This is a genomic window from Cephaloticoccus primus (genome assembly GCF_001580015.1).
GTDB classification, from domain to species: Bacteria; Verrucomicrobiota; Verrucomicrobiia; order Opitutales; family Opitutaceae; genus Cephaloticoccus; species Cephaloticoccus primus.
On record NZ_LSZQ01000052.1, the window covers coordinates 1 to 13,296 of the forward strand.

8 protein-coding genes and 1 tRNA gene are annotated in these 13,296 nt (G+C 58.8%); 3 read left to right on the forward strand and 6 right to left on the reverse strand.

The window, feature by feature from the left end:
- Nucleotides 1-402 precede the first annotated feature (402 nt).
- Nucleotides 403-3,312 carry an aminomethyl-transferring glycine dehydrogenase gene (gene gcvP, locus AXK11_RS06650; protein ID WP_068630558.1) on the reverse strand — a complete coding sequence of 970 codons (2,910 nt, stop codon included), beginning with the start codon at nucleotides 3,310-3,312 and terminating at the stop codon, nucleotides 403-405.
- Between the two features lie 153 nt (nucleotides 3,313-3,465).
- Between gcvP and nth the strand changes: the two genes are divergently transcribed.
- The 3 genes from nth to AXK11_RS06665 all read left to right on the forward strand — a co-directional run bounded on the left by nth (nucleotide 3,466) and on the right by AXK11_RS06665 (nucleotide 7,522).
- Nucleotides 3,466-4,086, forward strand: coding sequence for an endonuclease III (gene nth / locus AXK11_RS06655; protein WP_068630559.1), 621 nt, complete (start codon nucleotides 3,466-3,468; stop codon nucleotides 4,084-4,086).
- Nucleotides 4,087-4,523: 437 nt separating this feature from the next.
- Nucleotides 4,524-4,597 (forward strand) — tRNA-Val (locus AXK11_RS06660).
- Nucleotides 4,598-4,828: 231 nt separating this feature from the next.
- Nucleotides 4,829-7,522, forward strand: coding sequence for an ATP-dependent Clp protease ATP-binding subunit (locus AXK11_RS06665; protein WP_068630561.1), 2,694 nt, complete (start codon nucleotides 4,829-4,831; stop codon nucleotides 7,520-7,522).
- A gap of 193 nt (nucleotides 7,523-7,715) precedes the next feature.
- Here the strand turns inward: AXK11_RS06665 and AXK11_RS06670 are convergent, their stop codons facing one another.
- The 5 genes from AXK11_RS06670 to AXK11_RS06675 form a co-directional block, all read right to left on the reverse strand.
- On the reverse strand, nucleotides 7,716-8,285 hold the full coding sequence (locus AXK11_RS06670; RefSeq protein ID WP_156469239.1) for a hypothetical protein: 570 nt from the start codon (nucleotides 8,283-8,285) through the stop codon (nucleotides 7,716-7,718).
- A complete protein-coding gene (locus AXK11_RS09810) occupies nucleotides 8,286-9,218 on the reverse strand; it encodes an O-methyltransferase (RefSeq protein ID WP_156469240.1) in 933 nt (310 codons plus the stop codon). It lies immediately after the preceding gene.
- Nucleotides 9,215-10,639, reverse strand: coding sequence for an ATP-binding protein (locus AXK11_RS09495; protein WP_082780992.1), 1,425 nt, complete (start codon nucleotides 10,637-10,639; stop codon nucleotides 9,215-9,217). The genes AXK11_RS09810 and AXK11_RS09495 overlap by 4 nt, the downstream gene beginning before the upstream one ends.
- Nucleotides 10,640-10,654: 15 nt before the next feature.
- Complete coding sequence (locus tag AXK11_RS09500; RefSeq protein WP_156469241.1) at nucleotides 10,655-11,770, reverse strand: DNA cytosine methyltransferase; 1,116 nt, start codon at nucleotides 11,768-11,770, stop codon at nucleotides 10,655-10,657.
- Nucleotides 11,771-11,991: 221 nt separating this feature from the next.
- The gene (locus AXK11_RS06675; protein ID WP_231865790.1) at nucleotides 11,992-13,254 is read right to left on the reverse strand and encodes a glycosyltransferase; all 1,263 of its coding nucleotides are present in this window, start codon (nucleotides 13,252-13,254) and stop codon (nucleotides 11,992-11,994) included.
- Between the last annotated feature and the right edge of the window lie 42 nt (nucleotides 13,255-13,296).

Genomic DNA, 13,296 nt, shown 5'->3' on the forward strand with positions numbered 1-13,296 from the left:
CGAGGCGTATAAGTAAAGGGAGCAGGTTTCATAGAACACATATAAAACCAAAACACGCCACCATAACATCTACTAAAAATGCCTAACCCATTAACGCCATTGTATACCAAAACCTCCCCACCGCTTCACTACGAAGTCAGCAGACCATCTACATATATACAACTACTTATCACACATCAGCAATCCCTCGCCCAGCCGACATACGCACAGACCACAGAAACACCGCCCCCCTTCCCACCTAAAACAAGCTCTGCTGCTGGATCGCGTCGCGCTTGGTGCCGTCGAGTGTGCTGAGTGCGTAGCATCAGCAAAAGCACCCTCACTATATGTGTGCCGTAAAAGCAGGGCGGAACAACAGGCCTGCTGTCCGCCATCGTGGGCAGGACGCTTGCGTGCAGGTTCTTAGCTGGAACAGGCGCAGACGAGGTTGCGGTCGCCGTAGACGTTGTCTACGCGGCCGACTGTGGGCCAAAACTTGGCGGCGCGGGTGTGTGCGTCCGGGTAGGCAGCGGCTTCGCGCGTGTAGGGGTGTAGCCACTCGCTGGCGGTCACGGCGGCGGCGGTGTGCGGCGCGTTTTTGAGCAGGTTGTCCGCCGTGCCGCCGTCTGCCTCGCCGCTTGCGATGGCGGTCATCTCGCCGTGAATCGCGATCAGCGCGTCGCAGAACCGGTCGAGCTCGGCCTGCGTTTCACTCTCAGTCGGCTCGATCATGAGCGTCCCGGGCACGGGAAAGGACATCGTCGGCGCGTGGTAGCCGTAGTCGATCAGTCGCTTGGCGACATCCTCGACGTCGATCCCGCGAGGCTTCCAGTCGCGCAGTTCGAGGATGCATTCGTGGGCGACGAGTCCGCTCGGGCCGCGATACAGCACGGGGAAGTATGGCTCCAGGCGCTTGGCGATGTAGTTGGCATTGAGGATCGCGAGCTGGGTCGCGCGCCGCAGGCCGTCCGCGCCCATCATCCGGATATACATCCACGAGATGGGCAAGATGCTCGCGCTGCCAAAGGGAGCCGCGCTGACCGCTGCGCCGCCGTTGCGCGACTGCGGGCCGCCGGCAAACTCGCCACCGCCTTCCACGCGTCGCGTTTCGCTCGGCAAAAAGGGAGCCAGGTGCGCGGCCACGCCGATCGGGCCCACTCCGGGGCCGCCGCCGCCGTGCGGAACGCAGAAGGTTTTGTGCAGGTTGAGGTGGCACACATCTGCGCCGATAAAGCCGGGCGAGCTGAGGCCGACCTGCGCATTCATGTTGGCGCCGTCCATGTAAACTTGGCCGCCGTGCGCGTGGACGATCTCGCAAATCTCGCGGATGCCCGGCTCGAAAACGCCGTGTGTCGAGGGGTAGGTGATCATCAGCGCCGCCAGCTCCGCCGCGTGAGCGGCAGCCTTGGCGCGGAGGTCGTCGAGATTCACGTTGCCCTGCTCGTCGCAGGCGACTGGCACGACGCGCATCCCGCACATGACGGCGCTGGCGGGATTCGTCCCGTGCGCGCTGGTGGGGATCAGGCAGACTTGGCGCTGCGTGTCGCCGCGCGACTGGTGGTAGGCGCGGAGAGCGAGCAGCCCGGCGTACTCGCCTTGCGAGCCCGCGTTGGGCTGCAGGCTGACCGCCGCAAAGCCGGTGATCTCGGCCAGCCATTTTTCGAGATCGTTAAAGAGCGCGCGGTAGCCGCGCCACTGCTCGGCGGGGGCAAAGGGATGCAGCCGCGCAAACTGCGGCCAGGTAATCGGCAGCATCTGGCTCGTGGCGTTGAGCTTCATCGTGCACGAGCCCAGCGAGATCATCGAGTGGCACAGCGACAGGTCCTTCGCCTCCAGCCGCTTGATGTAGCGCAGCATCTCGTGCTCGGTGTGGTAGCGGTTGAACACCGCGTGCGCGAGGAAGCGGGAGCGGCGCGCGTGCGGTGCCTCGTAATCGAGCGCGACCGACTCGGCGGCAGGCAGTGCGGTTTCTCCAAAAAAGCTGAGCAGCGTCTCAACCTCTTCGACTGTCGTCAGCTCATCCAGCGAAATTCCGACCGTGTACTCGTCGATATGGCGCAGGTTCATCCGGCGCGCCGCTGCCGCCGCGTGGACGCGGGCCGCCGCGACCTTGCCCACCGTCAAGGTGTCGAAAACTGGCTCGGCGTTGATCTCGGCGCCGAGCGCCTGGAGCCCGCGGGCGAGTAGCTGTGTGAGCAACCGCGTGCGCTGCGCGATGCGCCGCAGCCCCTGCGGGCCGTGGTAGACGGCATACATGGAGGCCATCACCGCGAGCAGCACTTGCGCGGTGCAGATGTTGGACGTCGCTTTCTCGCGGCGGATGTGCTGCTCGCGCGTGCCGAGGGCGAGGCGCAGTGCGGGCTGGCCTTGCGCATCCTTTGAGAGGCCGACCAGGCGCCCGGGCATTTGCCGTTTGTGCGCATCGCGGGTGGCCAGGTAGCCCGCGTGCGGGCCGCCAAAGCCCATCGGCACACCGAAGCGCTGCGCCGTGCCGACCGCGATGTCCGCGCCAAACTCACCCGGCGCGCGCAGCAGGGTCAGCGCGAGCAAATCCGCTGCGACCACGCAGAGCGCGCCGGCAGCATGCGCGCGCGCAAAAAAGTCCTCGTAGTCGCAAATGCTGCCGCGCGTATCCGGATACTGGACGAGCACGCCCACGGTCGCGGGCTGCCCCTCCCCCACCCCCGCCGCCGCGCTCGCGAAATCGAAGCTGCGGTGGTCGCCCACGACGACTTCGATGCCGAGCGGCTCCGCGCGCGTGCGCACCACATCAATCGTCTGCGGGTGGCAGTGCCCGGAGACGAAGAAGCGCGCGCTACCCGTGCTGGTGCCGAGCTTGATCCGGTGGCACATCATCATCGCCTCCGCTGCTGCCGTGCCCTCGTCGAGCATCGACGCATTTGCGATATCCAGCGCAGTCAGGTCGGTGATCAGCGTTTGAAAGTTGAGCAGGGCCTCGAGCCGCCCCTGCGAGATCTCCGACTGGTAGGGCGTGTAAGCGGTGTACCAACCCGGGTTTTCCAGAATGTTGCGCTGGATGACAGCAGGCGTCGCGCAATCGTGGTACCCTGCACCGATGAAGCTGCGAAAAACCTGATTTTGCTCGGCGAGGGCGCGCAGCTCGGCGAGTGCTGCGCTCTCGCCCGCCGCCTCGGGCAGCGCAAGCGGCTCCCGTAAACCAATGTCCGCTGGCAGCGCCGCAGCGCTCAAGGCATCGAGCGACCCGTAGCCGACCTGCTGCAAACACGAGGCGAGATCTGCGGAGTCCGCGACGCCACTGTGGCGCGGTTCAAACTTGTCTATTGGGTCGAGGAGATCGCGTGGCGCAGGCATGATGGGGCGCAGACGCTAGGGCGGCTCACAGCGCCTACAATTAAGAAGTTGTTTGGCCGCTGCCGCGCGCTCTTCTTCGGGAAACCCATGCCACGCGCGGAAAAGCACTCGACAGCGAGCACCCCAAGAAAATCGGTCACCAGCGGCAAGCGGATGACCACGCAAGCGCGGGCCGACTACATCGACCGCCGCCTGGCCGAGCTCTACCCCGAGACACCCGTACCGCTCGACCACCGCGACGCGTACACGCTGCTGGTCGCCGTGCTGCTCTCCGCGCAGTGCACCGACAAACGCGTGAACACCGTCACGCCGCAGCTCTGGGCACTCGCCGACAACCCCGCCGACATGGCACGCGTGCCCGTCGAGAAAATCCAGGCCGTCATCCGCCCCTGCGGGCTCTCCCCACAAAAGGCGCGCGCCATCTCCGGGCTCTCGCAGATCATCACCGAGAAACACGGCGGCGAAGTCCCGCGCAGTTTTGAGGAGCTGGAGGCGCTGCCCGGCGTCGGCCACAAGACCGCCTCGGTCGTCATGGCACAGGCCTTTGGCGTGCCCGCCTTTCCCGTCGATACGCACATCCACCGGCTCGCCCAGCGCTGGCGGCTGACGAGTGGCCGCAACGTCGTCCAGACCGAACGCGACCTTAAGAAACTCTTCCCGCGCGAGCATTGGAATGCGCTGCACCTGCGGATCATTTTTTACGGACGCGAGCACTGCACCGCACGCGGCTGCGACGGCCACCGCTGCGAAATCTGCACCACGCTGAATGGTTAAACGCGCACGAACGCGTGACGCGGCGGGGCGGCCAATAGAAACGCATTGCGACAGGAAGCGAGGCTCCCAGGGCGAATGAAGCGGGAACCCATTGGGGCGGATTTGGGTGGGTCGCTGGTTAGGCCACGTTCGGCATAGCGTTTACTCGTTAATCAAAAAATCGCCCAAACGGGTTAATCTCGCGCTTTTCAGCCCGACCTCTGGTCGGGCTTTTCTTACTGTGCGGTTTGTGTGTCGGGCGGGGAGCCCGACACACAAACCGCACAGTAAATGGGAGCAGGCACTGCCATAAGACCGGTCTGCGACCGCGCCCCACGCGTAGTGGCGGTCGAAACCCTGAATGGAAATTTGTGTGGATTTCCCCAACCAGCTGTGACAACAAGCGCGCCTCGTTTTTCTGCCGCCCGAGGTGGCGGGAGGGCGACTCTTCATTCGCCGGATGCTTAGCTCAGTTGGTTAGAGCACCTGCTTCACACGCAGGGGGTCACTGGTTCGAGTCCAGTAGCGTCCACGCGAATTGGCCGGGTGAAGGAGGGCGGGGATATTTGGCACCAGACGACACACGATGCCGCAAAGGGGCGCGCTCGGGCGAAGAAGTGCCCCATTGGCCCACACTGTCTCAGCCCGGCGGAAACTCCTGTCGCAGCATTCGACTTTCGGCGCGCGCACACCGCGCCCCCTCACGCCCGAAAACGCCAAAGCATCGTCGCTGGCACGGCGCATGCGAAGAAGCGTAGGCATCATGGACTTTAATAAACTCACCCAGATGTCGCGCCAGGCGATCACCGAGTCGCAGTCACTCGCCCGCCGCCACTCGCACAGCGAGGTCGATACCTGGCACCTGCTCGCCGCGCTCCTCGGCCAGGAGGGCGGCATCGTCCCGGGCCTGCTTGAGAAGCTCAACATCACCCCGAGCGCGCTCACGCTGGCGCTCAACCGCGAGCTCGACCGGCTGCCCAAAGTCAGCGGCAGCGTCGACACCAGCAAAGTCTACGTGACGCAGGCCGTTAACGAGACGCTCACCCGCGCCGAGGCCGAAGCCGCCGCACTCAAGGACGACTACATCTCCGTCGAGCACCTCTTCCTCGCGCTCCTCGAAGTCGGCAAACCCGAGCCGCTCAAAAAACTTTTCAAGAGCTTCTCGCTGGAGCGCGCTGCGGTCTTGCGCGTGCTGCGCGAGGTACGCGGCGCCCAGCGCGTCACCACCGATAACCCCGAGGCGACTTACCAATCGCTGGAGAAGTACGGCATCGACCTCGTAGACCAGGCACGCAAGGGCCGCATGGACCCCGTCATCGGTCGCGACGACGAGATCCGCCGCACCATCCGCATCCTTTCGCGCAAGACCAAGAACAACCCCGTCCTCATCGGCGAGCCCGGTGTCGGTAAAACCGCTATCGCAGAGGGACTCGCCCAGCGAATCCTGCGCGGCGACGTCCCCGAGAGCCTCAAGGACAAAACCATCTTCGCGCTCGACATGGGCGCGCTCGTCGCCGGCGCCAAATACCGCGGCGAGTTTGAGGAGCGCCTCAAGGCCGTCCTCTCCGAGATCAAGCAGGCCGCCGGGCGCATCATCCTCTTCATCGACGAACTGCACACCATCGTCGGCGCCGGAAAAGCCGATGGGGCGATGGACGCCGGAAACCTCCTCAAGCCCATGCTCGCGCGCGGCGAGCTGCACTGCATCGGCGCGACCACGCTCGACGAATACCGCAAGCACATCGAAAAGGATGCCGCGCTGGAGCGCCGCTTCCAGCCCGTACTCGTAGAGCCGCCCACGCCCGAAGACGCGATCTCCATCCTGCGCGGCCTGCGCGAGCGCTTCGAGCTGCACCACGGCGTACGCATCAAGGACACCGCACTCGTCAGTGCCGTCCTCCTCTCGCACCGCTACATCGCCGACCGCTTCCTGCCGGACAAGGCCATCGACCTCGTCGATGAAGCCTGCGCCAGCGTCCGCATCGAGATGGACTCCATGCCGCAAGAGCTCGACGAGCTCAGCCGCAAAACCCTGCGCCTGCAAATCGAGGAAGCCGCCCTCTCCAAAGAGAAAGACGAGGCAAGCAAGCAACGGCTCGCCGCCCTGCGCAAAGAACTCGCCGAGACTCGCAGCAAAGCCGATGCGCTGCGGCTCCAGTGGGAGAAGGAAAAAGGCGCTGTCGAAAACACCCGCAAGCTGCGCGAGAAACTCGAAGCCGCCCGGCTCGAAATGGAAAAGGCCGAGCGCGCCTACGACCTCAACCGCGTGGCCGAGCTGCGCCACGGCACCATCCCCCAACTCGAAGCCGAGCTGAAGAAAACCGAGCAGCGCAGCGAAGCCCAGGAGGAGGCCGAGAGCCGCCGCAAAGGCGCCGCAAAGCACAAAGGCGGCGATACCAACGGCGACGGTAACGGCGGCGCGCATGCGTCAAAGGCGGGCGCGCTCTTCCGCGAAGAAGTCTCCGAAGAGGAAATCGCCGAAGTCGTCTCCAAGTGGAGCGGCGTACCCGTCACGCGGCTTGTCGAGGGCGAGCGGGAAAAACTCCTGCGCCTCGAAGGCGTGCTCCACGAGCGCGTCATCGGCCAGGATGAAGCCGTGAGCCTCGTCACCGAAGCGATCTTGCGCGCGCGCAGCGGCATCAAGGATCCGCGCCGCCCCGTCGGCTCCTTCCTCTTCCTCGGCCCCACCGGTGTGGGCAAAACCGAGCTCGCCAAAACCCTCGCGCAAACGCTCTTCGACAGCGAGGCGGCGATCGTGCGCATCGACATGTCCGAGTACATGGAGAAACACAGCGTCTCGCGCTTGATCGGGGCGCCGCCCGGATACGTAGGCTACGACGAAGGCGGCCAACTCAGCGAAGCCGTGCGCCGCAAGCCCTACGCCGTCGTCCTCTTCGACGAAGTCGAAAAGGCGCACCCCGACGTGTTCAACATCCTGCTCCAGGTCCTCGACGACGGCCGGATCACCGACTCGCAGGGGCGCACCATCGACTTTAAAAACACGATCCTCATCATGACCTCCAACCTCGGGTCACGCTTCCTGCTCGACGGAGTGAGCGACGGCGGAGCGATCCCCGAGTCCGTGCGCGAGAGCGTGATGAGCGAGCTGCGCAGCACCTTCCGCCCCGAGTTCCTCAACCGCATCGACGAGACGATCCTCTTCAAGCCTCTCAGCCTCGAAGAAATCACGCGCATCGTAGACCTGCTCCTCGCCGATCTCAACGCGCGGCTCGCCGAGCGCCGCGTCCGCGTCGAGCTCGATGCGCAAGCCCGCGAATGGGCGGGCGAAAAAGGCTACGACCCCGTCTTCGGCGCGCGCCCGCTGAAGCGCTTCCTCCAGCGGCAAATCGAAACGCGCCTCGCACGCGCCCTCATCGCAGGCGAAATCGCCGACGGCAGCACCGTGCACTTCAGTGTCGAAAACGACAGCCTCACCATGCACCCGCAGCGCGAGTGAGCCGCGCCCCCCTGAGAGCCATCTAGAGAGCACACCAGAATATACACGCCAGCGACGTTGGTTTTGATGTGCACATTCGAAATTCACTACCAAGCCTATCTCCCTAAACGGTAGACTCGGTTCCACTTGAGTAGTACTCAATGACTCGATCTGCAAGAGGAGTTTCGAGTAAATATATAATCTACGTCTACAATCAGTCTCTCCTACTGGGTTGCCCTAATCGAAATATGTAGTCACCCATCTGCGTCTTCTCTGAGTTGATAAGGGACTTCACACACTCTGCCTGAGCCCGCTTTACTCGTTCGACCTGAAGCGAAATTAACTTTCGGACATCCAGAAGCCGTGATCGGGTTAGCGTTGTATGGTTTGTATACACTTCGAAGCCATGCTCTCTTAATGAGAGCCCAACCTCACCAGGATGCAGCGTATACCTCTTACGGGTGAACTGCCCCACTCCGTAGTCCAGGTCGAAGTGAGCAACCATCTTATCCCGCATCATGATGAGGTCGTTATGAACTGATGCAAAAAACGCCGAATGAGAGGTGTCTTTAAAGATCCCAAAGTCGGCCGGAATTCGACCAAGACCGGTGGCGGACATAAACGGTCGACAATAGCTAACAACCAAGCCCGCAACTGCCGACTGGTAAACATGGTCGCCAACCTTTAACTTCGCGCTGCGAATATGCTTTTCCATTGCCATAGCTTCGCGAAACGCCTGATCGGCCAGCGCAAGTCTAAATAAATGCTTTAAACGTTTTTTCACTTAAATCGCCAGCTTGGCAAAAGTCGGAAAATACCGTGAAAATGCTGCGTAATTCTCCAAGTCCGTGATCGATGCTACAGTATCTCCCGCAACAGAATAACCTAAGCATTTATGCAGTTGATGACCAACATTCTTCGAAGAAGGCAAACGACTAGCAAGTCGATTCCGCTCTTGGAGACTCAAGTCAGGAACATTGACTCGTGTAGGTATAGCACTCCAACCCTCAGTAAAGAAGGGCCACCTTGAGAAAACCTGCTCAACCTTACTCCAATCAGCATCGGCGCATTTGAGCCCCGTAATTGTCAGCATTCGTCTGCCATCGCGATAAGATACCGAGCTGAGTAACCGAAAATCGTAGTCGGCCATCGGCGGAGGAGTTGTCGCTATCCGCAACATTTGCTGAAGAAGTAGCAAATAACGGTTCTCATTTTCAAAATAGCTCTCAGCGTTTGCAGGGAGGATCTGCTCAAAATCTTTAAAAAATGATTCTTTAAATTCTTTTCTATCCGTGAACGAAGCGTTGAGTGTAATTCTTAGCACACTCCAATTTGCTGCCTTTTTTATCGCATTACTAAATACCTCAAAATTTCGCGGCTCACACCCCATGTAGTCTAGCCAGAAGACTAGTAGTGCTTCATCTTCGAGACTGTCGACGAATTCTTGGTCAGTAGCCTTTAGCAACTGAATCCCTCTACGAAAACGGTGATACCTTTGCCGCTTGACGACCTCTGACTTCTCCTCAATAGAAGTGAGTTTCATTTCAGGGAAGTAGTGATCAATAATCTTTAAATCTTCCAAAAAAGGCCCTCCAAACCCGACATACCCGTAGTCTTCGCTCGAGGCTCCAAGCGAAATTACGCGTTTAATAACTTCTACAAAAAGATAACGATCCACCGACTTATTCGAGCGGAGGTGATAAGGAAGTGACTTCATCGACTCTTAGTCTCCTCTAAGATATTATTGAAACACTTTTCCCCCACTTCAGAGGGCCCATGATCATTCTTACCAAATAGATAGTTGGAAACAGTGGCAATCTGATCGACCGGCTTGTAAAATGAAATTTGGCGCATCGAACAGTGATGCTTTTCTGGTGTCGGCAAATCTGGCTTCAGATAAGCCCCTCTAATAGCTCTTCGTAAAGAGCGGAATTCCTTCTTATTTTCTTTAGAATATGCCTTCAATTGAGAAAGCGAAAGTAGCGGAGCCTCTTTAATCTGCCGCCTTACTCCATTCGTATCTTTTTTCCAACTATTCGTGAAATTAGTAAACATCTTCATTGCTTCGATCATTTTATCGCGTATCTGGAGATATAGGCTAGACCCCATATCTAGGCCGCGTTTAGTCGTCACTGTCGGAAGCTTCCTTGAATCAGTGCTAACAAATTCGACAATGCCGGAAATCGCAATAAACTGAGGATGATACCGAGGCACTCCTCCGACCCCCCAGCCAGTCTTCTCCGACTTGTCACAATATAGCACCACACGATCATTACAAACTATTGTCCAACCGGCATGATCGGAGTCATACTTGGGATTCTCTATCGCATCACGTCCCTCATTTTCGTCGGGGATCGGCCGGGTAAACCCAACCGCCATAAAGATAGCTACTCCATCATAGTCATCAATACTTAAAATATAAGGTCGAATCCCTTTTGTGGAGGCATCTTGTGCAAAGGCCAGTTTCACAGGATTGGGTTTAATCGAAACTTTATTAATCGAAATATTAAACCCCTTTTCGATAATCGCTGAGTAATGTGTCTCTATCGCCTTAGAAAGGCTTGCTCTAAAAGAGTCTCCGCGCTTATAGAATTCCTCAGCAACTCCAGGCAACAATTTTCTAATAACAATCGTTGTTCCTTCTTCTTTTGACTCTAATTCACTAGGCTTCGTAGTTAACTGCCAATTATCCTCCTCCATCAACCAAGCGTCGTCAATATCAACCCTATATGAATCCTCTCTGTTTCGTGTCTGAATCGAGCATTCGCGTCCCATCTTAAAAATAGCACGCTTCATTCCAATCCCATAGACTCCTACTGTAGCTAGCTCATCTGGAACGACGGCAGTTGGCCTCCCCATTCGGAAAGCATAATTTCGCTGGCTCCATGGGATCCCTCCACAGTTATCACTGATTGAAAAATAGTCAGATTCAATAACAATCTGAGAATAGTAGTTTTGATAAGCCCCTTCTCCGCCTGTTCCAGCCAATTTATTACGCAAAATACCATCTATACAGTTGTCCAACAAATCGAGAATAGCATCTTCAAGAGAGATATCCCTTGTCAGCATTGAGACAAAAAACTCTTTAGTTGGGCTAGCATTAATTTTACCGTATTCCCTGACTACTGAAGGATTCATGATTTATTAAGGGGGCTATAGAAACTTCCGAACGGCAGTAAGTACTTTTTCTGCGAGCAACGGGCTAACACTATTCCCAATGTGCCGTAATGAATGCCAAATCGTTGTATGAAGTAAAAACCAATCAGGAAAGCCTTGGAGACGTGCGGCTTCCCTCGGAGTAATTACGCGTGACTCCCAACTATGAATTGGGCGAATTGCTGTATAGGAGCCGTGTTCCGGTCCAGTTCCAGCCCGCAAGACTGGACAAAACGCTTCAGGGTCCAATCGCATTGCTCTTGAGATCGGGTCGATTTTCCCCGGTATGATCGATGCGAACCTCCTCCTCACACAGTTTCTATGTTTGGTGAACTGAAAACCCGACGTGAGCTGCCTATCTTTCAATAAATCTAACGCCACAGCATTACCAACCCCCGCCGGAACCCTTCCCTTTAACCGATCAGAGAAAGCTTTAGGTTGGTTGCTCCAGCAAACTCTACCCCAGTGGCCATCAGCACGCAACTCCGCCAATTCCGGAGAAGCAACCCCAAGAAGTGCATGTTTGACCCTTACTCGATCTGCAACCTTTCCTTTTTCCAACATTGCAAGAAAGTCTTTTTCGGAAACCTTATGCCTGAATCCGACAAATAAAACGCGTTTTCGCTCAGTCGGGGCTCCGTAGTCGGCGGCGTTCACTGTAATCGGGCGCATCACGTGATAAATTGGCTCAACGATTGCCAGGCTTTTTTGGACAATCGGCCGATTACTTTCTGCTAGGATACCAGGGACGTTTTCCGCTACAAAAAAATCTGGACGAATATCCGCAATACTCCGGAAAAACTTCGGGAAAAGCTGATTTCTCGGATCGCCGAACTCACGCTTACCGATATTGCTGAATCCCTGACAGGGAGGCCCTCCAATAATTCCCTCTACTGATTTCCGTCCTGCCGCCTCCAGTATCTGCGCCGGAGATAGAAATCCAATATCTGCGCTGACCGATTTCGAATCAGGGAAGTTGGCATCATGAACTGCCAGTGCTTGGGGGTCTCGATCAAATCCCGCCACCACTCGAAAACCCGCACGGTACGCGCCCAACGTGAGCCCGCCAGCGCCACAAAAGAGATCTAGCACAACGGGTTTTGAGGATTTCATGTCTACGGGGTATTCTCGAATCGCGGAATTGGAGCCTAAGGAGCAGCCCTGTTCGGATTGCTCAATAGCGGGCAGTTTTCCAAGCACGAAAAGGAAGCATATCAATCGCTATGCAATGCCACGTTAAGTTTGGCACTGCATAGGAGACATCCAAAGATGGACAGCAGTTCTGCAGCCACGCCCAACTCCGGTTCACCATGTGGCAGTTTAGGGCGAGAAGGTCAGCGCTGCGAGCTCTGGGTGAGGCAGGTGCGGATTGTTTCGGCCAGCGAGGCGGCGGCGCGGTTGATCTCGAAATTTTGTTCGTAGCACTCGCGCGCGGCGGAGCCCATTTCCGCGCGAGCTGCGGGCGTGAGCGCGGCCCAGCGCGTCAGCAGTTCGTGTACGCCTGCCGCGGTATCGGGCGCGACGAGTCCGGCGTCTGCGGCGGCGATTTCGCGCCAGATGTTAACCTTGTCGCTGATCAAAACGGGGCGGCCACAGGCCATCGCTTCGGCCACCGCGATGCCGAAGTTTTCGTGATGGGAGGGCAGGATAAACGCTTCGCTGGCGAGCAGCGCACCCCACTTGAGGTCGTCTCCCAGCATCGGCAGCCACACGATGTCGGCGGAGCTCGCCGCGCGGGCAGCGGATTCGCCGTCGCGCAAATCGACTTGGGAAAGCCCGTGCGCCGCGGCCTGTTTTTGCAGCGCAGCCGGCAGGCGCGGGCTGCGTTCACAGGGGCCCGCAATCACGAGGGCAGGCAGGGGTTCGCCGCCGCGCGTTTGGCGAAACTGCGCGAAGCCATCAATCAGCTCGTGCAGCCCTTTTTTGTGGTGGATCCGCCCCAGGAAGAGGATGAGGGAGCGCTCACGTAGCACGGGGAATTTCTCCCAAAATGCGCAGCGCAGCGCAGCATACTGCGCAGGCTCAACGGGTGGGCGGGCGGCACCGTAAGCCACGACTCGCTCGTTAACCGCATAAGGGAAAAACGTCCGCCGCGCGCGCTGCCGCTCTTCCTCACAGGTAAAACACACCGCGCGCGCATCGCGCAGCACGCGCCCCTCGCGCCACCACCAGTAGAGCTGCTTCTTCAGGTGCTTGAGCGGGTAGCTGCGCGCGAACGTAGGATCGAGCATCCCATGCGGAAAAACAAAATACGGCGTGGCACTGCCGCGCAGGCTGGTGCGCACCGTGTGCCCCGCGTGCCACAGCCCTTGCACGATCACCGCATCGAAGCGGTCGCGCTCTGTGCGCAGCCAGCGCCCGAGCGTTTGCGCGCCTTCCCCACCCAAGGGGTGAAACACAAAACTCGCGCCCGCAGGCGGCGGGGTGTCCGGCGGATCGGCGGTCACCACTTCCACATGGTGCCCCAGCGCCCGCAGCGCAGCACTTGAGCGCAGCACCGACTCGGCGGGCCCGCCCGAAGCGCGCCGCAGCGTGTAGATCACGCGCAAAATCCGCAGTGGCGGCTGCGACCTGCTCGCCGAGGAGGGTGCCCCCACGGCTTGTGTTTTGTCAGGTCGCGATTGCGTGGGTTCGGAGGC

Excerpts from the sequence above, each read along its gene's own strand:
- AXK11_RS09810 (WP_156469240.1), bottom strand. The coding sequence starts at position 9,218 with ATGAAGTCACTTCCTTATCACCTCCGCTCGAATAAGTCGGTGGATCGT.
- nth (WP_068630559.1), top strand. The coding sequence starts at position 3,466 with ATGACCACGCAAGCGCGGGCCGACTACATCGACCGCCGCCTGGCCGAG.
- gcvP (WP_068630558.1), bottom strand. The coding sequence starts at position 3,312 with ATGCCTGCGCCACGCGATCTCCTCGACCCAATAGACAAGTTTGAACCG.
- AXK11_RS09500 (WP_156469241.1), bottom strand. The coding sequence starts at position 11,770 with ATGAAATCCTCAAAACCCGTTGTGCTAGATCTCTTTTGTGGCGCTGGC.
- AXK11_RS09495 (WP_082780992.1), bottom strand. The coding sequence starts at position 10,639 with ATGAATCCTTCAGTAGTCAGGGAATACGGTAAAATTAATGCTAGCCCA.
- AXK11_RS06665 (WP_068630561.1), top strand. The coding sequence starts at position 4,829 with ATGGACTTTAATAAACTCACCCAGATGTCGCGCCAGGCGATCACCGAG.